This is a genomic window from Pseudomonas sp. GW456-L13 (assembly GCF_017350115.1).
In the GTDB taxonomy this organism is placed as follows: domain Bacteria; phylum Pseudomonadota; class Gammaproteobacteria; order Pseudomonadales; family Pseudomonadaceae; genus Aquipseudomonas; species Aquipseudomonas jessenii.
In genome coordinates this window covers 2,506,886-2,527,500 of sequence record NZ_JACNAS010000001.1, presented here as the reverse complement: position 1 = coordinate 2,527,500, position 20,615 = coordinate 2,506,886, and the positions used below count along the sequence as shown (strand labels likewise).

At 60.4% G+C, this 20,615-nt stretch carries 15 protein-coding genes, 2 rRNA genes and 1 pseudogene (1 of these 18 cut by a window edge); 11 read left to right on the top strand and 7 right to left on the bottom strand.

What is annotated here, in order from left to right; genetic code table 11:
* The 5 genes from J4D25_RS11465 to recD all read left to right on the top strand — a co-directional run.
* Positions 1–478, top strand: a 23S ribosomal RNA gene (locus J4D25_RS11465); it begins 2,414 nt to the left of the window's first position.
* A gap of 156 nt (positions 479–634) precedes the next feature.
* Positions 635–750, top strand: a 5S ribosomal RNA gene (gene rrf / locus J4D25_RS11460).
* Between the two features lie 220 nt (positions 751–970).
* Complete coding sequence (gene recC, locus J4D25_RS11455; protein ID WP_057716523.1) at positions 971–4,420, top strand: exodeoxyribonuclease V subunit gamma; 3,450 nt, start codon at positions 971–973, stop codon at positions 4,418–4,420.
* The gene (recB, locus tag J4D25_RS11450) at positions 4,420–8,109 is read left to right on the top strand and encodes an exodeoxyribonuclease V subunit beta (RefSeq protein WP_057716522.1); all 3,690 of its coding nucleotides are present in this window, start codon (positions 4,420–4,422) and stop codon (positions 8,107–8,109) included. The genes recC and recB overlap by 1 nt, the downstream gene beginning before the upstream one ends.
* Positions 8,106–10,199 (top strand): exodeoxyribonuclease V subunit alpha, encoded by a 2,094-nt coding sequence (recD, locus tag J4D25_RS11445; protein WP_057716521.1) that lies wholly within the window; start codon positions 8,106–8,108, stop codon positions 10,197–10,199. Before recB ends, recD begins: the two co-directional genes overlap by 4 nt.
* Here the strand turns inward: recD and J4D25_RS11440 are convergent.
* Positions 10,196–10,333 (bottom strand): annotated as a pseudogene (locus J4D25_RS11440) (LysR family transcriptional regulator); the annotation flags it as partial. The gene recD and the pseudogene J4D25_RS11440 sit on opposite strands and share 4 nt — an antisense overlap.
* Positions 10,334–10,515: 182 nt before the next feature.
* On the opposite strand from J4D25_RS11440, the gene J4D25_RS11435 reads away from it, so the two are divergent.
* Positions 10,516–11,076, top strand: coding sequence for a hypothetical protein (locus J4D25_RS11435; protein WP_224795447.1), 561 nt, complete (start codon positions 10,516–10,518; stop codon positions 11,074–11,076).
* A gap of 166 nt (positions 11,077–11,242) precedes the next feature.
* On the opposite strand, the gene J4D25_RS11430 is transcribed toward J4D25_RS11435, so the two are convergent.
* Positions 11,243–12,190: a LysR family transcriptional regulator gene (locus J4D25_RS11430; RefSeq protein ID WP_057716520.1), complete on the bottom strand. Its 948-nt coding sequence runs from the start codon at positions 12,188–12,190 to the stop codon at positions 11,243–11,245.
* A 150-nt stretch (positions 12,191–12,340) separates the two neighbouring features.
* Between J4D25_RS11430 and J4D25_RS11425 the strand changes: the two genes are divergently transcribed.
* Entirely contained in the window at positions 12,341–13,867 is a 1,527-nt protein-coding gene (locus J4D25_RS11425) for a CoA-acylating methylmalonate-semialdehyde dehydrogenase (RefSeq protein WP_057716519.1), read from the top strand.
* Positions 13,868–13,877: 10 nt separating this feature from the next.
* Entirely contained in the window at positions 13,878–14,765 is an 888-nt protein-coding gene (mmsB, locus tag J4D25_RS11420; protein WP_057716518.1) for a 3-hydroxyisobutyrate dehydrogenase, read from the top strand.
* Positions 14,766–14,938: 173 nt separating this feature from the next.
* Here the strand turns inward: mmsB and J4D25_RS11415 are convergent, their stop codons facing one another.
* The 4 genes from J4D25_RS11415 to J4D25_RS11400 all read right to left on the bottom strand — a co-directional run bounded on the left by J4D25_RS11415 (position 14,939) and on the right by J4D25_RS11400 (position 17,316).
* Positions 14,939–15,283 (bottom strand): cupin domain-containing protein, encoded by a 345-nt coding sequence (locus J4D25_RS11415; RefSeq protein WP_007988984.1) that lies wholly within the window; start codon positions 15,281–15,283, stop codon positions 14,939–14,941.
* Between the two features lie 106 nt (positions 15,284–15,389).
* The gene (locus J4D25_RS11410; RefSeq protein WP_057716517.1) at positions 15,390–15,761 is read right to left on the bottom strand and encodes a MerR family transcriptional regulator; all 372 of its coding nucleotides are present in this window, start codon (positions 15,759–15,761) and stop codon (positions 15,390–15,392) included.
* A gap of 49 nt (positions 15,762–15,810) precedes the next feature.
* Positions 15,811–16,389: an NAD(P)H-dependent oxidoreductase gene (locus tag J4D25_RS11405; protein ID WP_057716516.1), complete on the bottom strand. Its 579-nt coding sequence runs from the start codon at positions 16,387–16,389 to the stop codon at positions 15,811–15,813.
* A 42-nt stretch (positions 16,390–16,431) separates the two neighbouring features.
* Positions 16,432–17,316 carry a LysR family transcriptional regulator gene (locus J4D25_RS11400; protein WP_057716515.1) on the bottom strand — a complete coding sequence of 295 codons (885 nt, stop codon included), beginning with the start codon at positions 17,314–17,316 and terminating at the stop codon, positions 16,432–16,434.
* Positions 17,317–17,533: 217 nt separating this feature from the next.
* Here J4D25_RS11400 and J4D25_RS11395 point away from each other — a divergent pair, with 217 nt between their 5' ends.
* Positions 17,534–18,298: a sulfite exporter TauE/SafE family protein gene (locus J4D25_RS11395; protein WP_057716514.1), complete on the top strand. Its 765-nt coding sequence runs from the start codon at positions 17,534–17,536 to the stop codon at positions 18,296–18,298.
* Here J4D25_RS11395 and J4D25_RS11390 read toward each other — a convergent pair.
* On the bottom strand, positions 18,288–18,602 hold the full coding sequence (locus J4D25_RS11390; RefSeq protein ID WP_057716513.1) for a putative quinol monooxygenase: 315 nt from the start codon (positions 18,600–18,602) through the stop codon (positions 18,288–18,290). The genes J4D25_RS11395 and J4D25_RS11390 overlap by 11 nt on opposite strands.
* Positions 18,603–18,764: 162 nt before the next feature.
* Between J4D25_RS11390 and J4D25_RS11385 the strand changes: the two genes are divergently transcribed.
* Complete coding sequence (locus J4D25_RS11385) at positions 18,765–19,355, top strand: NAD(P)H-dependent oxidoreductase (protein ID WP_057716512.1); 591 nt, start codon at positions 18,765–18,767, stop codon at positions 19,353–19,355.
* A 229-nt stretch (positions 19,356–19,584) separates the two neighbouring features.
* Positions 19,585–20,496, top strand: coding sequence for a LysR family transcriptional regulator (locus J4D25_RS11380; RefSeq protein WP_057716511.1), 912 nt, complete (start codon positions 19,585–19,587; stop codon positions 20,494–20,496).
* Positions 20,497–20,615: the final 119 nt, after the last annotated feature.

Here is a 20,615-nt window from a genome sequence, read left to right as displayed (position 1 = left end):
CGGATAAAAGGTACTCCGGGGATAACAGGCTGATACCGCCCAAGAGTTCATATCGACGGCGGTGTTTGGCACCTCGATGTCGGCTCATCACATCCTGGGGCTGAAGCCGGTCCCAAGGGTATGGCTGTTCGCCATTTAAAGTGGTACGCGAGCTGGGTTTAGAACGTCGTGAGACAGTTCGGTCCCTATCTGCCGTGGACGTTTGAGATTTGAGAGGGGCTGCTCCTAGTACGAGAGGACCGGAGTGGACGAACCTCTGGTGTTCCGGTTGTCACGCCAGTGGCATTGCCGGGTAGCTATGTTCGGAAAAGATAACCGCTGAAAGCATCTAAGCGGGAAACTTGCCTCAAGATGAGATCTCACTGGGACCTTGAGTCCCCTGAAGGGCCGTCGAAGACTACGACGTTGATAGGTTGGGTGTGTAAGCGCTGTGAGGCGTTGAGCTAACCAATACTAATTGCCCGTGAGGCTTGACCATATAACACCCAAGCAATTTGACTACTCGGAAGAGCATCAGATTGCGGTGTGTGAAGACGAAAGAACCGAAAGTTCGACGCTTGCAAAACACCGAAAGCTGTCACATACCCAATTTGCTGAAGCGAGGCCGACCGGCCACGACTCAGTACCCGAATTTCTTGACGACCATAGAGCGTTGGAACCACCTGATCCCATCCCGAACTCAGCAGTGAAACGATGCATCGCCGATGGTAGTGTGGGGTTTCCCCATGTGAGAGTAGGTCATCGTCAAGATTAAATTCCGAAACCCCTATCTGCGTATGCAGGTAGGGGTTTTGTTTTTGGCGTCCCTGTAGGCGCGAGCCCGCTCGCGAAAACCCGCGAGCGCCGCGGGGTGTCAGGTTTCCCGCGTCATCATTGGCGTTCTTCGCGAGCGAGTTCGCTCCTACAATGAAGCCAATCGCCTTCAATGCTAAAGTCGTCCCTCGAATTTGTATTATCCAAGGAAGCCTTTATGCCGGACGCGACGTCCCTCAGTGCTGGTTTTATGGTGGTTCACGGCAACCGCCTGGACGAGTTGCGCAGCCTGGTGGTCAGCTGGATGCGACGCTACCCGCTGGCTCCCCTGGAGAACGAAATCGCGTTGGTGCAAAGCAATGGCATTGCCCAATGGCTGAAGCTGGCGCTGGCGGAAGACTCTGAAGAAGACGACATGGGAGGCTGCGGCATCGCTGCCGCCATCGACGTGCAGTTGCCCGGCAGCTTCATGTGGCAGCTCTATCGCATGGTCCTTGGCCGTGACGAAATTCCGGTCAAGTCCCTGCTCGATAAAGCCCCACTGACCTGGCGTCTGATGCGCCTGCTGCCGCAGTTGATCAATCAGCCGCACTTCGAGCCGCTACAGCGTTTCCTGACCCATGACACCGATCTGCGCAAGCGCTATCAATTGGCTGAGCGTCTGGCGGATCTGTTCGACCAATACCAGGTGTACCGAGCCGACTGGCTCGAAGACTGGGCGGAAGGTCGCCATCAAACAAGAAACGCCAGGGGTGAAGCCAAACCCCTGACCCCGGCCAATTGCTGGCAGGCAGAGCTATGGCGCGCACTCTTGCTGGATGTGGGAGAAGAAGGCATGGCGCAAAGCCGTGCCGGTGTCCATCAGCGATTTGTCGAGCGTATCAACCATCTCGAAGCAGCCCCCAAGGGGTTACCCTCGCGAGTGATCGTTTTCGGGATTTCTTCGCTGCCTGCACAAGCCCTGGAAGCACTGGCGGGACTGGCACGATTCAGTCAGGTTTTGCTGTGCGTGCATAACCCGTGTCGTCACCATTGGGCGGACATCGTCGCCGATAAAGACCTGTTGCGGCATCAATACAAGCGTCAGGCCCGCAAAAGCGGCATGCCGGTAGTGATCGATCCGCAAACCCTGCATCAGCATGCTCACCCGTTGCTGGCCGCATGGGGCAAGCAGGGGCGGGACTATATCAACCTGCTCGACAGTTATGACGATCCCAACAGCTATCGTTCGGCATTCCGCGACGGGCGCATCGACCTGTTCAGTGACGGTCAGCCGCTGAATGTGCTCAACCAGTTGCAGGATGACATCCTCGAGTTGCGCCCCCTCAACGAGACTCGGGAGCGTTGGCCGGCTATCGATCTGCAGCAGGACGAATCGATCCGTTTTCATATCGCCCATAGCGCCCAGCGAGAAGTCGAGATCCTCCACGATCAACTGCTCGCGCGCTTCAGCGCCGCCCCGACATTGCGGCCCCGAGACATCATCGTGATGGTCCCGGACATCGACAGCTACGCCCCGCACATTCGGGCCGTGTTTGGTCAGCTTGACCGCCAGGATCCTCGCTTCATTCCGTTTACCCTGGCTGACCAGGGCCAGCGTGGTCGCGATCCATTGCTGATTGCTGTCGAGCACCTGCTCAAGCTGCCTGACAGCCGATTCCCCGTCAGTGAGATTCTCGATCTGCTGGACGTTCCGGCACTGCGTGCTCGCTTTGGTGTCGAGGAGCGTGACCTGCCGACGCTGCACCGCTGGATCGAAGGTGCCGGCATTCGTTGGGGCATGAATGCCGAGCAACGTGCCGGGCTCGGGCTACCCAACGAACTGGAGCAAAACAGCTGGCGCTTCGGCTTGCGACGAATGTTGCTCGGTTATGCCGTTGGCAGCGCCGATGCTTATGAGGGTATCGAGCCCTACGACGAGATCGGTGGTCTGGACGCTGCGCTCATCGGTCCGCTGGTTGCGTTGCTGGACGCGCTGGAAGTGGCTCACCACGAACTCTCTCAGCCGGCATCGCCAGGGCAATGGGGCTTGCGCTTGCAGGCGTTGGTGCAGTTGTTCTTCCTTGCCGGTAACGAACACGATGACTACTTGCTGGCCCAGCTCGAAGAGCTGCGTGAGACCTGGCTCGAGACCTGCGAATCCGTCGGGTTGCAGGATGAGTTGCCGCTGACCGTCGTCCGTGAAGCCTGGCTTGCAGGTCTGGATCAGGGGCGTTTGTCCCAACGTTTTCTGGCCGGTGCGGTCAACTTCTGCACCTTGATGCCCATGCGCGCTATCCCGTTCAAACTGGTGTGCCTGCTGGGCATGAATGACGGCGATTATCCGCGCGCGCAACCGCCGCTGGATTTCGATCTGATGGGCAGTGATTACCGTCCGGGTGACCGCTCCCGGCGCGAAGATGACCGCTACCTGTTACTGGAAGCCTTGTTGTCGGCACGGGACCAACTCTACATCAGTTGGGTGGGCCGAAGCATCCGCGACAACAGCGAGCGGCCTGCCTCGGTGCTGATCGGCCAGTTGCGTGACCATTTGGCCAGCGGTTGGCGAATGCTGCAAAGCGACGAGGATCTGCTGGAAGCCATGACCCGGGAACACCCGTTGCAACCCTTCAGTGCTCGCTACTTTCACGACGGGGATGAGTCGTTCAGCTACGCCACCGAATGGCAGGTCCTGCATCAAGCGGCAGAGCAGCATCCAAGCGCCGAAGTGCTCGGGCCCCACATTCAGGACGAACCACTGAGTCTCGGTCAACTGCAGGATTTCCTGCGCAATCCGGTACGGCACTTTTTCAGCCAGCGACTGAAGGTCTTCTTCGAGGCGGCAGAAGTGCCGTTGGCCGATGAAGAACCCTTTGTCCTGGATGCGTTGCAGCGTTACAGCCTCAGCGACCGCTTGCTCGAAGCGGCGCTGGCAGATCCTGGAAATACCGGGCAGGCGCTGGAGGATCAGGCGAAGCGTTTGCAGAACAGCGGGCTGCTGCCGATGGCCGGATTCGGTGAGTGCCTGCAACGTGAGTTGATCGAGCCATTGCCTGACTTGCTGCAACGCCACCAACAGCTCCTGGCGTTGTGGCCAACACCGCTGAGCAGCGCGTTGCCCGTCAGTCTTGAGCTGCAAGGCCTGCACATCGAGGGCTGGCTCGGCGGCCTGCATCAGCGTGCTGATGGTGGTTTGTTGTCTGTTACAACGATCCCCAACAGCATCGGCTCGATCAAGTCGCGCAAATGGCATCGACTGACACGCCCTTGGGTCAATCATCTGATGGCTTGTGCCAGTGGCATGGCGTTGACCACCGCATTGGTGGCCAGCGACGACAGCCTGTTGCTCGGTCCGCTGGACCAGTCCACGGCGCGGAAAATTCTCGGTGATCTGTTGATGGCCTGGCAGTCGGGGATGCGCCAGCCTCTGCCGATCGCGGTCAAGACAGCCTTCGCGTGGCTGGGGCAAACCGACCCGGTCAAGGCCGAGGCCGCTGCGCGCAAGGCCTATGAAGGCGACGGGCAGACGACGGACGGGGAGCGGCGCGAAAGCCCGGCACTGGCGCGCCAATTCGCCGATTACGATGCCTTGGTCGCCGACGAGACGTTCCCCCAGTGGTGTGACGCACTCTATCGTCCGCTTCTTGAAGCGCCCTGGCGTTCCCTGTCCAGCGAGGAGTCGCGTTGATGAGCACGAAGACACCTTTGGCCCTGGCATTCCCGCTGCGCGGCAGTCAACTGATCGAAGCCAGCGCCGGGACCGGCAAGACGTTCACCATTTCCGCGTTGTACCTGCGTCTGGTGCTTGGCAACGGCGGGGAGGACAGTGGTTTCGGGCGTGAGCTGTTGCCGCCGCAGATCCTCGTCGTGACGTTCACCGACGCCGCTACCAAAGAGCTGCGCGAACGCATCCGTACGCGACTCGCCGAGGCCGCGCGATATTTCCGGGATGAAACACCAGCCCCCGACAGCCTGATTGCCGAGTTGCGTGATCAGTACTTGCCCGAGCAATGGCCCGGATGCGCAAACCGCCTGGATATCGCCGCCCAGTGGATGGACGAGGCGGCGGTGTCGACCATCCACAGTTGGTGCCAGCGCATGTTGCGCGAGCACGCATTCGACAGCGGCAGCCTGTTTACCCAGACCCTGGAAACCGACCACAGCGACTTGCTGGGGGAAGTCCTGCGCGATTACTGGCGACTGTTCTGCTACCCGATGCAAGGTGACGCCTTGAATTGGGTGCGCAGCAATTGGGGCGGACCGGCGGCGCTGCTGCCGCGGATTCGTGCACTGTTCGCCAGCGAGCGGGATACCCTTGAAGGGAAAGAACCCGCCGAAGTGATTTCGCAATGCTTGCAAGAGCGAAGGGCGGCCCTGATCGAACTCAAGAAGCCCTGGCTGCAGTGGGCGGACGAGTTGCTTGCGATCTGTCAGCAAGGCGTTGCCAGCAAGGCTGTCGACGGTCGCAAGATGCAGGCACGCTATTTCGAGCCCTGGTTTGAAAAGATCAAAGCCTGGGCCGAAGACGAATCCGTCGAGCAACTGGATATCGGCACCGGTTTCACGCGCCTGACCCCTGATGGCATGGCCGAAGCCTGGAAGGGCGAAGCGCCTCGACATCCGGGGCTCGATGCGATGGCCGGGCTCAAGGCCTGTCTCGATGGGCTGCCAACGCCTGATGCCGCCGTACTGCAACATGCCGCCCGCTGGGTCGGGGCGCGATTCGAGGAAGAGAAGCGCCGCCGTGCGGAAATGGGCTTCGACGACATGTTGCTGCGCCTCGATGCGGCCTTGCAGTCCGATGGCGGCGAGCGACTGGCAACCCTGATTCGCGAGCAGTTTCCGGTGGCACTGATCGATGAGTTCCAGGACACCGACCCGGTGCAATACCGGATCTTCGAGAGCATCTACCGCATTGAAGAGAACAGCCCCGAGTGCGGCCTGTTCCTGATCGGCGACCCGAAACAGGCGATCTACGCTTTTCGCGGCGCCGACATCCATACCTACTTGCGCGCCCGCCAGGCCACCACTGGCCGCCTGCACACCCTGGGCACCAACTTCCGCTCAAGCCATGGCATGGTCAACGCGGTGAACCATGTGTTCGCGCGCGCCGAAGCCCGTGAGTCAGGACGCGGCGCGTTCCTCTTTCGGGAGAAGAATGGCGACAACCCGGTTCCGTTCACGCCGGTTGCCTCCCAGGGCCGCAAAGAAGTCTTGCGCATCAATGACCAGGCAATCCCTGCCTTGAACATCTGGCACTTGTCGGCCGAACAACCGTTGTCCGGTGCGGTGTACCGGCAACATCTGGCGGCTGCCTGCGCCAGTGAAATCACGGCATTGCTCAATGGCGGGCAGCAGGGGCAAGCGGGATTCACCCAGGACGGCAAAGCCTTCAGGGGCCTGCTACCGGCGGACATCGCCATCCTGGTGCGCGATGGCAAGGAGGCGCAGGCGGTTCGTGCGCAATTGGCCGCCCGTGGTGTGCGCAGTGTTTACCTGTCGGACAAGGACTCGGTGTTCGCCGCCCAGGAGGCGCATGACGTGCTGACCTGGCTCAAGGCCTGCGCCGAGCCGGATGTCGAGCGACCGCTGCGGGCTGCGTTGGCCAGCATCACGTTGAACCTGTCATTGACGGAACTGGAGCGTCTGAATCAGGACGAGTTGGCCTGGGAGTCCCGGGTCATGCAGTTCCGTGGCTATCGCGAAGTCTGGCGCAAGCAGGGCGTACTGCCGATGCTGCGACGCTTGCTGCACGACTTCCGTTTGCCCCAGGCTTTGATCGCCCGCAGTGACGGCGAACGCGTTTTGACCAACCTTCTGCACCTTTTCGAACTGCTGCAACAAGCCGCCGCTGAACTCGATGGCGAGCAAGCCTTGATCCGGCATTTGTCCGAGCATCTGGCGCTGTCCGGGCAGGCTGGCGAAGAGCAGATCCTGCGTCTGGAAAGTGATGAGCAATTGGTCAAGGTCGTGACCATCCACAAGTCCAAAGGCCTTGAATACCCCGTGGTGTTCCTGCCGTTCATTTGCTCGGCGAAACCAGTGGATGGCAGTCGCCTGCCGCTGCACTACCACGATGAATCCGGCAACGCCCAAGTCACCTTAAAGCCGACGGCAGAATTGATTGCCCTGGCTGACGATGAGCGTCTGGCCGAGGATCTGCGTTTGCTCTATGTCGCCCTGACCCGGGCGCAACACGCCTGCTGGCTGGGGGTGGCCGACCTCAAGCGCGGTAACAACAATGGCTCGGTGCTGCATCTGTCGGCATTGGGTTATCTGCTGGGCGGCGGTGCGCCGTTGGCCGAGTCCCCGGCGTTGCAGCGTTGGCTGCAGGATCTGCAACAGGACTGCCCGGCGCTGGCGTATGCCGAGATGCCTGAAGCAACAGCAGAGCATTATCAGCCTCCACAAAACGATGCGGCGCTGCTGGTTCCGCGGGTTCCGAAACGCAAGGCCAGTGAAAACTGGTGGATCGCTTCCTACAGCGCGTTACGCATTGGCGACACCCTGAGTGTCGGCACGGACGAGGCGCCGGAGAGCCCGCAGGCGCAAAAACTGTTCGATGACGAACGCCTCGATCCGCAGGCCCCCAGAGAGGTGGTTGCCGGTGGTGGCGATATCCATCGCTTCCCGCGCGGCCCGAATCCCGGCACCTTCCTCCATGGCTTGCTCGAATGGGCGGGGGGCGAGGGTTTTGATGCGGCACCACACGAGGTGATCGACGCCATTGCCCGTCGCTGCAACCGTCGAGGCTGGGAGGGCTGGATCAGTACCTTGAGTGACTGGCTGCAGCATCTGCTCAAGTCGCCGTTGCAACTGGGCGCTGGTCAGGCACCGGTGGTATTCGGCCAGTTGACGCAGTATCAGGTCGAGATGGAGTTCTGGTTCGCCAGCCATAAGGTCGATGTGCTCAAGCTCGATGCGCTGGTGTGCCAATACACCCATAACGGCGTGGCCCGGGTGGCCGCGGAACCGGTGTTGCTCAACGGTATGTTCAAGGGCTTCATCGACCTGACGTTCGAACATGACGGCCGTTATTACGTTGCCGACTACAAATCCAACTGGCTCGGCGTCGATGATGCGGCCTACACCGCGCAGGCCATGGAACAATCGATTCTCGACAACCGTTATGACCTGCAATACGTGTTGTACCTGTTGGCCCTGCACCGCCAGCTCAAGGCGCGGCTCGCCGATTACGACTACGACCGGCATGTCGGCGGTGCGTTGTACCTGTTTTTGCGCGGTACCCGTGCGGCCAGCCAGGGTGTGTTTTTCGCCCGCCCGCCAAGAGAGCTGATCGAGCGTCTGGACAGGTTGTTCCAGGGCAAGCCAGAGCCCAAGGCCGAACCCGCTTGGGAACAGGGAGTACTGTTATGAGTCGCACATTCGCCGATTTGTTGCCCACATCGCTGGCAGCCGAAAGCCTGGTCGATCTGGCGCCGCTGAGTCGTGCCGACGACTTGCTGTTGTTGCTCACGCGTTGGGTCGAGCGTGGCTGGTTGCGCGCGCTGGACAAAGCCTTTGTGGCGTTTCTACATGAACTGGCGCCGGAGGATGATCCGTTGGTGTTGCTGGCAGCCGCGCTGACCAGCCACCAGTTGGGTCACGGGCATGTCTGCCTCGACCTGTTCGAGACACTGAAAGAACCGGACTTCGCCCTGTCGCTGCCACCCGAAGGTGACGTGCAAGGCGGCGCGATGTTGTTGCCCTCGCAATTGCTGGGATCGCTGGACGGTGCTCATTGGTGCAAGGTGCTGGCCGCCAGCAACCTGGTCGCACTGGCTGCTGACAGTCGTGACAACGTGCGTGACCGGCCTTTGGTGTTATCGGGCAAACGCTTGTACCTGCGCCGCTATTGGGCCTACGAGCGGCGAATCGACCTTTCGTTGCGCGAGCGTCTGACGGAACACGAATCCACACCGATCGACTTGCTCCAGCGTCTCACCGGGTTGTTTGGTCCTGCCCGGCCTGGTGACGTGATCGACTGGCAGAAGCTGGCCTGCGCCCTGGCGACGCGCAGCGCCTTCAGCATCGTGACGGGGGGGCCGGGAACCGGCAAGACCACCACCGTCGTGCGCTTGCTGGCGTTGCTCCAGGCGCCAGCGGTCGAGGCCGGCATGCCCCTGCGCATTCGCCTCGCCGCACCGACCGGCAAGGCCGCGGCGCGTCTGACAGAATCCATCAGCCAGCAAGTCCGGACCTTGAAGGTCACGGAGGACGTTCGGGAAAAGATTCCGTCCGACGTCACCACCGTTCACCGCCTGCTCGGCAGCCGGCCCGGAACTCGTCATTTCCGGCACCACGCGGGCAATCGCCTGCCGCTGGATGTGTTGGTGGTGGACGAGGCCTCGATGATCGACCTGGAAATGATGGCCAACCTGCTCGACGCCTTGCCCGCCCATGCGCGCCTGGTGCTGTTGGGGGACAAGGATCAACTGGCTTCGGTAGAAGCCGGTGCGGTACTGGGGGATCTGTGTCGCGACGCGGAGGCTGGCTGGTACAGCCCGCAGACACGCCAGTGGCTGGAAGCCGTCAGTGGCGAAAGCCTGCAGGCCAGCGGACTGCAGGAGGACGTGCAGGGTGCTCATCCGTTGGCCCAACAGGTCGTGATGTTGCGCCATTCCCGGCGATTCGGTGAGGGCAGTGGTATTGGCCAACTGGCTCGTTGGGTCAACCAGCAGCAACCCGAAGAAGCACGCAGGTTGTTGTCTGCGCGAAGCCATGACGATGTGTATGCCTTGTCCCTCAAGGGGGAGCAGGACCGGGCCCTGGAGCGCTTGCTGCTCGAAGGCCACGGTGAAGGGCCGCAGGGTTATCGGCACTACCTGAGCCTGCTGCGCAATCAGCGCCCGGCGCTCGATTGTCCGTTGGAAGATTCACGCTGGACCGACTGGGCCCGGGAGGTGTTGCAAGCCTTCGACGCGTTCCAGTTGTTATGTGCCGTGCGCAAGGGGCCGTGGGGTGTGGAGGGCTTGAACCAGCGAGTCACGGACGCCTTGCTAAGGGCACGCCTGATCGACAGTGACCAGCAGTGGTACGAAGGCCGTCCGGTTCTGATGACTCGCAATGACTACGGCCTGGGTTTGATGAACGGCGATATCGGCATCGCCCTCAAGCTTCCGGAGCGTGAGGGCCCCGAGGCCGGCAAGCAGGTTCTGCGTGTCGCCTTTCCGCGCAATGACGGCCAGGGTGGCGTGCGCTTTGTCCTGCCGAGCCGGCTCAATGATGTCGAAACCGTGTACGCCATGACCGTGCATAAATCCCAGGGCTCGGAATTTGCCCACACCGCGTTGATTTTGCCTGACGCCTTGAACCCCGTGTTGACCAAGGAACTGATCTACACCGGGATCACCCGGGCCAAGAACTGGTTCACCTTGATCGAGCCCCGCACAGGGGTGTTCGAAGAGGCGGTGAGGCGCAAGGTCAAGCGCTTGAGCGGGTTGATGCTGGGGCTCGGCGCCGACTAGTCGGCGAACAGCATCTCCCGGCTTTCACCCATCAGCAGTTCCTGATTGCGCTCGGTCACCTCGCGGATGTAATCCCACAACAGGGTGATCCGCTTGAGCTTGCGCAGATCCTCCCGGCAGTACATCCAGAACTTCAAGGAACTCAGGTCAACCCAATGAATACAGGGGCTATTCCATCCACAAGTTCGCGCCCGAAGGACTAAACCAGAGAGCTTCCAGACACCGTATCAGGTGTCGAGCTAACTATTCGAAAGAGTGGCATAGTGCTACTATTTGCGATCTCTTTGGAACTTTTACAATTAAAAGGATTTGTCGAATGACGTACCTGCGCTTGCTTTTAGCTTCAGCCCTGATTGCTCTTTGCACTGGTTGTGCCTCGCCTGCTCAGATTTCCGGCATGTCAGTAACGGCTGATCAGGCCAAGGCAAACACTTATGACTCCCAGCTGCGAAACAATGTACGGCTTTCTGAGGTGAATGGTGGAGATAAAACCAACCCTCTGTGGACTTCCGAAATCGACGCCCCTGACTTCGGCGCTGCACTCAAGCAATCGCTCGTCAATGCTAACTTGCTTGGCGACGAGTCAGCCCCCTATGCTCTGCGTGCCAACCTGCTGCGCGTCGATCAGCCTGTATTTGGACTGAATTTTGAAGTGACCAGTGAAGTTGAATACACCTTGACAGAGTCAAGCACTGACAAGGTCATTTTGCGTGAAATCATCCGGACTCCCTTCACCGCTGGCATGGGCGATTCGGTTATAGGAATCAAGCGACTACGCTTGGCCAATGAGGGATCCGCTCGGGTAAACATCATTGCTATGCTCAAGCGCCTCAGTGATCTGAAAATCGACGCCAAACAAGTTTCGTTAAAGAACTGAGGATCATTCAAAAGTCCCCCCTCTCAAACCTGAACCCCAAGCTACTAAGGACTCTTGCGCCCTGGTAGCCAGGGTTCAGGGCCTTGTCTCGTTCGTGCCGCTCTTTGGAGGCTGGTCCGGTCTTTGGACCTCGTCACGATGCCGCTACCTGACTCCTTGAATACTCCTAATCGGCGAACAGCATCTCCCGGCTTTCACCCATCAGCAGTCCCTGATTGCGCTCGGTCACCTCGCGGATGTAATCCCACAACAGGGTAATCCGCTTGAGCTTCCTCAAATCCTCGCGGCAGTACATCCAGAACTGTCGGGTGATGTTGATTTCCTGCGGCAACACCGGCAGCAGGCGAGGGTCCTGAGTGGCGAGGAAGCATGGCAGGATCGCCAGTGAGCGTCCTTGCTGCGCGGCCACAAATTGCGCGATCACGCTGGTGCTGCGCAGGTTGGCGCTGGCGCCGGGCAATACGTTGGCCAGGTACAGCAGCTCCGAGCTGAACGCCAGGTCGTCGACGTAACTGATAAACGAATGTTTGGCCAAGTCTGCCGGTCGGCGGATCGGTGGGTGGTTGTCCAGATAGTCTTGGGTTGCGTACAGCTGCAATCGGTAGTCGCACAGTTTGCAGCAGACGTACGGTCCATGCTCCGGGCGCTCCAGGGCGATGACGATGTCGGCCTCGCGCTTGGACAGGCTGATGAAATGCGGCAGCGGCAGGATATCCACCGAGATGGCCGGGTAGGTGTCGACGAAGTGGCTCAGCTGCGGCGTGATGAAAAAGCTGCCGAAGCCTTCGGTGCAGCCCATGCGCACATGACCGGACAGCGCCACGCCGGACCCGGAAACCTGCTCGCACGCCATGTGCAAGGTACTTTCGATCGACTCGGCATACCCCATCAACCGCTGGCCTTCGGCGGTCAGGACAAAGCCGCTGGTCCGGGATTTCTCGAACAGCAATGTGCCCAGTGCGGTTTCCAGGGAGCTGATGCGCCGCGACACCGTGGTGTAGTCCACCGCCAGGCGCTTGGCCGCGGTGCTGGCCTTGCGGGTGCGGGAGACTTCCAGGAAAAACTTGAGGTCGTCCCAGTTCAACGAGCCGAGGGAGGTGATGTTTTTTTGCATGTTGGACCGGTTTTTATGTGCGTTCTTATCAGAAGTTTGCACATCTATACTCCAAAAACAGCCCGTTAACCAATTCGCGGCGCATGCCTCTTCTCAAGGCGACTATTTCGCCTTGGCTCCCAAGATAACAACAAAGATCTGGAGACCCACATGAACGTATCGCTCACGCCCAATGACACCACCGTGCAGAAGGTCAAACTGTTGATCGACGGCCAGTGGGTCGAATCCAAGACCACCGAATGGCACGACATCATCAACCCGGCGACCCAGCAGGTGCTGGCCAAGGTGCCGTTTGCCACCGCTGAAGAAGTCGATGCTGCCATCAGCGCCGCTCATCGTGCATTCCAGACCTGGAAGCTGACGCCTATCGGCGCGCGCATGCGCATCATGCTCAAGCTCCAGGCGCTGATTCGCGAACACTCCAAGCGCATCGCCGCGGTCCTCAGCGCCGAGCAGGGCAAGACCATTGCCGACGCCGAAGGCGATATTTTCCGTGGCCTGGAAGTGGTCGAGCACGCCTGTTCCATCGGCAGCCTGCAAATGGGCGAGTTCGCTGAAAACGTCGCCGGTGGCGTCGACACCTACACCCTGCGCCAGCCAATCGGCGTGTGCGCCGGCATTACCCCGTTCAACTTCCCGGCGATGATTCCGCTGTGGATGTTCCCGATGGCCATCGCCTGCGGCAACACCTTCGTGCTCAAGCCGTCCGAACAGGACCCGATGTCGACCATGCTCCTGGTGGAGCTGGCGATCGAGGCGGGCATTCCGGCCGGTGTGCTCAACGTCGTGCATGGCGGCAAGGATGTGGTCGACGGGCTCTGCACCCATAAAGATATCAAGGCGGTTTCCTTCGTCGGTTCAACCGCCGTCGGTACGCATGTCTACGACCTGGCCGGTAAACACGGCAAGCGTGTGCAATCGATGATGGGCGCCAAGAACCACGCCGTGGTGCTGCCGGATGCCAATCGCGAACAAGCGCTGAATGCGCTGGTGGGTGCCGGTTTCGGTGCCGCCGGTCAACGCTGCATGGCCACTTCGGTGGTGGTGCTGGTGGGCGCGGCCAAGCAATGGCTGCCGGATCTCAAGGCGCTGGCGCAAAAACTCAAGGTCAATGCCGGCAGCGAGCCGGGCACTGATGTTGGCCCTGTCATTTCGAAAAAGGCCAAGGCGCGGATTCTCGACCTGATCGAGAGCGGCATCAAGGAAGGCGCGAAACTGGAGCTGGACGGTCGCGAGATCTCGGTTCCAGGTTACGAGAAAGGCAACTTTGTCGGTCCGACCCTGTTCTCCGGTGTGACCACCGACATGCAGATCTACACCCAGGAAATCTTCGGCCCGGTGCTGGTGGTGCTGGAGGTTAATACGCTCGACGAGGCCATCGCCCTGGTCAACGCCAACCCGTTCGGCAACGGCACGGGCCTGTTCACCCAGAGCGGTGCGGCGGCGCGTAAATTTCAGAACGAAATCGACGTCGGCCAGGTCGGCATCAACATCCCGATTCCGGTGCCGGTCCCGTTCTTCAGCTTCACCGGTTCGCGCGGTTCCAAGCTCGGCGACCTCGGCCCGTACGGCAAGCAAGTGGTGCAGTTCTACACTCAGACCAAGACCGTCACCAGTCGCTGGTTCGATGACGACAGCGTCAACGACGGTGTGAACACCACCATCAACCTGCGTTAAGGAGCCGGACATGAAAATCGCTTTTATCGGTCTGGGCAACATGGGCGCGCCGATGGCGCGCAACCTGATCAAGGCCGGCCATGCACTGCGCCTGGTGGACCTGAACAAAGCCGTGCTGGCGGAACTGGAACAACTGGGCGGCAGTATCAGTGCATCGGCCCGTGAAGCGGCAGAGGGCGCCGAACTGGTCATCACCATGCTGCCTGCCGCGGTGCATGTGCGCAGTGTGTGGCTGGGTGAAGACGGCGTGCTCGCCGGTATCGGCAAAGGTGTGCCGGCCGTGGATTGCAGCACCATCGATCCGCAGACCGCGCGGGACGTGGCCGCCGCCGCTGCCAAACAGGGCGTGGCCATGGCCGATGCACCGGTCTCTGGCGGCACCGGTGGCGCAGCCGCCGGGACACTGACTTTTATGGTCGGCGCCACCCCCGAACTGTTCGCCACCCTGCAACCGGTACTGGCGCAAATGGGCCGCAACATCGTCCATTGTGGTGAGGTCGGTACTGGGCAAATCGCTAAAATCTGCAACAACCTGCTGCTGGGGATTTCCATGGTCGGCGTCAGCGAAGCCATGGCGTTGGGCGATGCCCTGGGCATCGACACCAAGGTGCTGGCGGGCATCATCAACAGTTCCACCGGGCGTTGCTGGAGTTCGGAGATGTACAACCCATGGCCGGGCATCGTTGAAACAGCGCCGGCGTCGCGCGGTTACACCGGTGGTTTCGGTGCTGAACTGATGCTCAAGGATCTGGGGCTGGCCACTGAAGCGGCGCGTCAGGCGCACCAGCCGGTGGTACTCGGCGCGGTGGCCCAGCAGTTGTATCAGGCGATGAGTTTGCGTGGGGAGGGTGGTCAGGACTTCTCGGCGATCATCAACGGTTATCGCAAGCCGCAATAGAAGGGCGGTGAAAAAACTGTGGGAGCGAGCTTGCTCGCGATGAGGTCGTTACAGTCGACATTGATGGTGATTGACCCACCGCAATCGCGAGCAAGCTCGCTCCCACAGGGACTGCATGTACCCAAAGATATTTACCGGGAGATCACGTCGGGTGATCCCCCGGTTTTTTTGTATCAGGCAAACACGAAATATTTGCGCACGGTTTCCACCACTTCCCAGGTGCCTTTCATTCCCGGTTCGATGACGAAAATGTCGCCGGCGCGCAGGTGGATCGGTGCCATGCCTTCCGGGGTGATGACGCAGTAGCCTTCCTGGAAATGGCAGTACTCCCACTTCACATATTCGACGTACCACTTGCCCGGCGTGCAGATCCAGGTGCCCATGATCTTGCTGCCGTCTTCACTCGTGTAGGCGTTGAGGTTGACAGTGTGCGGGTCGCCTTCGAGTTTTTCCCATTTGCAGGCGTCGAGCACGGGCAGCGGGTGGGTATCGCGAAGTACGGTAATCGGTGCGGTCATGATGACTCCGGGCAGTGGGCTCAAGAACTGAAGTCGCACCCTATAGCGCCTGCCCATCGTTCAGTTGTCTGTGCTCGACACTGAGCTGTCCAGAAACGCACAACCCTCAAGGACGGGTCAGCGGGCAGTCGAGCCTGGATTGTTCGAGGCTGTTCTCGAACTCGACCAATTGTGAGTGCTGTTGCGACAGCGCCGCTATCCGCTCGGCGATTTCCTGTTTTTTGCTGGCGATGATCTGGTGTGCCCGTTCCCATGGTAACTGCGGACCCTGATGTCCGGCGAAGACCGACTGCAGTTCCTTGAGCCTGAAACCCAACTGCTGGGCACATTTGATGAACATCAGCAGGTCGACGCTGTGCTGGTCATAGATGCGGTACTTGCCCAGGCGGCGAGCAGCAGGCAGCAGGCCAATCGACTCGTAATGACGGATGCTTTTGACCGTGGTTCCGGAACGTTGCGCGGCTTGGCCGATGTACATGGGAAGGTCCTTTTCTCCGAGGATAAAGCTCGGCGCATTATCGACCGACTCAAGCGCTGGCGATAGCTTCGGCTTGCCGCAACCAGGCTGCATGCCGGTCTGCGCTGGCGCCGAGAATTGGCCCGAAGGTGAGGGTTCGGGTTGGCTTGATGCCACAGAACTCCAGCGTGGTTTTGCGGACCTGATGCAAACCGGGCATGCGGTAGATCCATCGGTAGTACCAAGGCGGTGTGTCCATGGTCACCAGCAGGTGGGCGGTTCGGCCACGCAGGAGTTTGTCGGGGAAGGCTTTGCCCTGGCGATACTTGAAGGCAAAACCCGGCAAGAACACCCGGTCGAAAAACCCCTTGAGCAAGGCCGGTACGCCACCCCACCAGATGGGATAAACCAGCGTCAGTTGTTCGGCCCACAGGATATCGGCCTGGGCGTTACGCAAGTCGGCTTCCAGCGGCTGGACCTGTTGATAGCCTTCGCGCAGCACCGGGTCAAAATCCATGCGGCCCAGAAACAATTGACGCACTTCATGCCCGGCGCGCACTGCCGACAGTGTGTAGCGCTCGGCAAGGGCGGCGCAGAAGCTGTTGCCGGACGGATGCCCGAGTATCACCAGTATTCGTTTACCCATCATCGCTGTCCTTGAAGATCAAACCTCAAGGATAAAGTCTGCCCCTCAGGGGAGAGTCAAGGCGTGCAGCAGGGCCTTGGCATAACCGGGTAATGCGGCGAAGTCCCGGGCACAGAGCAGCAGTTTGCGTTGGCCCCAGGGTTCTTGCAGGGCGAGGCTTTTGAAGGGTAGTCCGGCGGACCCGCGTTCGACCGCGGCCAGCGGTACGATTGCCAGTCCCGCCCCTCGGGCGACCATGCGCATCACGCCATCGAAACCGTCGGCGCGGATGCGAATCTGCATGCGCAGGCCGGCGTGCAGTGCCTGCTCTTCCAGGTACACCGCCAGCGCGCTGTTGGCATTCAGGCCAACGTAGTCGTGATGCAACGTGTCGGTGAAGCTCACTGAGGTCGCATGAGACAAGGGATGTTCCCGGGGCATGATCAGCACCAGCGGATCATCGCGAAACGCTCGGGTCTGCAGGTCATCGGTGTCCACCGCGTCGGAAACGATGCCCAGGTCCGCTGCACCCTGGCGCAAGGCGTGGGTGATGCGGGCGCTGGGCAGTTCCTGCAAGTCGATGTCGAGGTTGGGATGGCTGTGCAGGAAATCCGCAAGCAGCTCTGGCAGGTACTCGGTGATCGCCGTGGTGTTGCACAGCAGCCGCACCTGGCCTTTGACGCCCTGGGCGTATTCGGCCAGTTCCTGTTGCAGGCGTTCGGCCTGTTGCAGCAGAACCCGGGCGTGTCGGGCCAGGGCATTGCCGGCCGGCGTCGGGCTGACCCCACGACGATTGCGCTGAAGAAATTCGACGCCCAGCGACGCCTCCATGGCACGGATGCGCGCGCTGGCCGCTGCCAGGGACAAATGACTGCGCGCGGCACCGGCGGTGATGTTGCCGGTGTCGAGGATGTTCAGGTACAGGCGCAAGTCGGTCAGGTCGAAGTGCATTGCGGCAACCTCTGGATGTGTGTTGTCAGGGAGGCCGCCATCGCGAGCAAGCTCGCTCCCACAGGAGATTTGTGAACAACAGATAACTACTGTGGGAGCGAGCTTGCTCGCGATGGCGTCAGATACCGCACCCGATTATTCAGCCTCTTGTTTGAAGAGAGGCAGCCTTAGTATATGGCAGATTTTCAATCAACCCCCGCGGGCTCACCATGGCCCCATGAATACACTCTCGGCGTTTTATCAGCATCTCGGCTTGGCCCTTTCGCTGCTGGTTATCGGCACCTTTGTGCTGGCCGGCATGATCAAGGGGGTGATCGGCCTCGGCCTGCCGACCGTTGCCATGGGCCTGCTCGGTCTGGCTATGGCGCCGACGCAGGCTGCGGCGCTGCTGATCATTCCGGCGACCCTGACCAACATTTGGCAACTGGCATTCGGCGGGCATCTGTCGGGGCTGGCCAAGCGGTTATGGCCGATGTTGCTGGCGATTTTCATTGGCACCGGGGCAGGCACGCTGTGGGTCGGCATGAGCGGTGGCCATTGGGTGGTGCGGGGGTTGGGCGCGGCATTGTTGCTGTATGCGCTCAGCGGTTTGTTCCTGCCGACTGTGCGCGTGGGGCGGCGCAGCGAACGCTGGCTCGGTCCTCTGTGCGGCGTGCTGACCGGCGTCATCACGTCAGCCACCGGCGTGTTCGTGATTCCGGCGGTGCCCTATCTGCAAGCGCTGGGCTTGAGCAAGGATCAGCTGGTGCAGGCGCTGGGCCTGTCGTTCACCGTCTCGACCCTGGCCCTGGCCGGTGGTTTGCTATGGCGCGGCGCGCTCGGCGGGGGCGAATTGAGCGCATCGCTGTTGGCGCTGATCCCGGCCATGCTCGGCATGTGGCTGGGACAATCGCTGCGCCAGCGGATCAGCGCCCTGTGGTTCAAGCGCGTGTTCTTCGTTGGCCTGGGGGGGCTCGGCGGCCATTTGCTGATCAGCGGCTAGCGGACGACGGACTGATCATGTCGATGGCGCGGATCTCGAAATCCCGTTCCAGGTATTCATCGCGCTGCTCGAGGAACTGCTTCATGTGCGGCAGGTTCGAGTGCACATCGAGGTGGGCCTGGGATTGCCAGATCTCGTAGAAGATGAACAGGGTCGGGTCCTGTTTGTCGCGCAACATGTGGTATTCGATGCAACCGGGTTCGGCTCGGCTCGCTTGCACGTAGCCGCTGAAAAACGCTTCAAAGGCGTCGGATTTTTCCGGACGGGTCTTGGCGTGCAGGATGAATCCCTGGATTTCACTCATCTACATCTCTCCTCAAGTCAGAACTGGCGCCAGTCTAAGGCAACAATCGCCTGTTGATTCGTGCTTGTAGGTCAAATTAATTTTGCCAAATCGACGCTTACTCCGCGTGAGGTCGATCGGTACTCTGCCGCCATCCGATTCCCGACCTTCCCGAGACCTCCCATGAAAAAAGTCCTGTTGCTCAATGGCGGCAAAAAATTTGCACACTCCGACGGCCGCTACAACGCCACCCTGCATGAAGCCGCGTTGAGCGTGCTGGATCGCGGCGGTATGGATGTCAAAACCACTTTCATCGACGAGGGCTACGACGTCGCCGAAGAAGTGGCCAAGTTCCTCTGGGCCGACGTGATCATTTACCAGATGCCCGGCTGGTGGATGGGCGCGCCGTGGACCGTGAAAAAGTACATTGATGAAGTCTTCACCGAAGGCCATGGCAGCCTCTATGCCAGCGACGGTCGCACCCGTTCGGACGCGTCGCAGAAGTACGGCAGCGGCGGCCTGATTCACGGCAAGCAATACATGTTGTCGCTGACCTGGAACGCCCCGCAGCAGGCCTTCGACGACCCGACCGATTTCTTCGAGGCCAAAGGCGTGGACGCGGTGTACTTCCCGTTCCACAAGGCCAACGAGTTCCTGGGCATGACCGGTTTGCCGACGTTCCTGTGTGTGGACGTGATGAAGCGCCCAAACATCGAAGGCGACGTGACGCGCTATGAGCAGCATTTGGCAGAGGTGTTTGGCCTGAAGGCGTAACTGTCAGCTAGTATCGAAAGCTTGAGTTTGTGTGCGGGCTTTTGTGGCGAGGGGGCTTGCCCCCGTTCGGCGGCGAAGCCGTCGTAAAGTCGGTTGACGCGCGATTTCCTGAGCCACCGCGTTTGTGGGTTTTGGGTCCGCTTCGCGCACCAACGGGGGCAAGCCCCCTCGCCACAATGGATTTTCTCTGCACAATAGGGCGGCGCAGGACTATCGATAAGGGACACACGTGAAAGCCAGATCCGATGAGTTGCAGATTTTCGTCTGCGTGATTGAATGCGGGTCGATTTCTGCGGCGGCCGAGCAGGTCGGGCAAACGCCTTCGGCGGTCAGTCGTACGCTGTCGCGGCTGGAGGCCAAGCTCGACACCACGTTGATCAACCGCACCACGCGGCGCATGGACCTGACCGAAGAGGGCAAGTACTTCTTCGAACACGCCAAGCGGATTCTCGATCAGATGGATGAGCTCGAAGACCGTCTGTCTTCACGCCAGCAAACACCGTCCGGGCGGCTGCGGATCAACGCGGCATCACCGTTCATGCTGCACGCCATCGTGCCCTACATCGATGAATTCCGCAGGCTTTACCCCGACATCCAGCTCGAACTCAACAGCAACGATTTGATCATTGACCTGCTGGAGCAGAGTACCGACATCGCCATTCGCATTGGCACCCTGACCGACTCGACGCTGCATGCCCGCTCCCTGGGTTGCAGCCCGCTGCACATCGTCGCCAGCCCGGCGTACCTGGAAAAATACGGCACACCGCAAGCCGTGGCTGACCTGGCCCACCATACGCTGCTGGGGTTCACCCAGAACGAAGGCCTCAACCAATGGCCGCTGCGTTATGTGCATGGCGATCGCTGGCCGATCCAGGCGTCGATCAGTGCTTCCAGCGGCGAAACCATCCGCCATCTCGCACTGGACGGGCAAGGCATCGCCAGCCTGTCGCATTTCATGACCATCGAAGACATTCGTGCCGGACGCTTGAAGGTGTTGCTGGCCGAGTTCAACAGCGGTTATCGCCAGCCGATCAACGCGGTGTACTACCGCAACTCGCAACTGGCCCTGCGCATTCAGTGCTTCCTGGACTTTATCCAGGGCAAGTTGGCCGATTATGCGAGCGCTGACTTCAAGGGTTGATTCGTGATTGCTGCGCAATGACGAGAGGGGCTGAGCTCGCTTTAGACCGCGTCATCGTTCTTCGCGGGCAAGCCACGCTCCCACAGGTACTGTGTTGTTCGCCCATTTCGTGAATGACA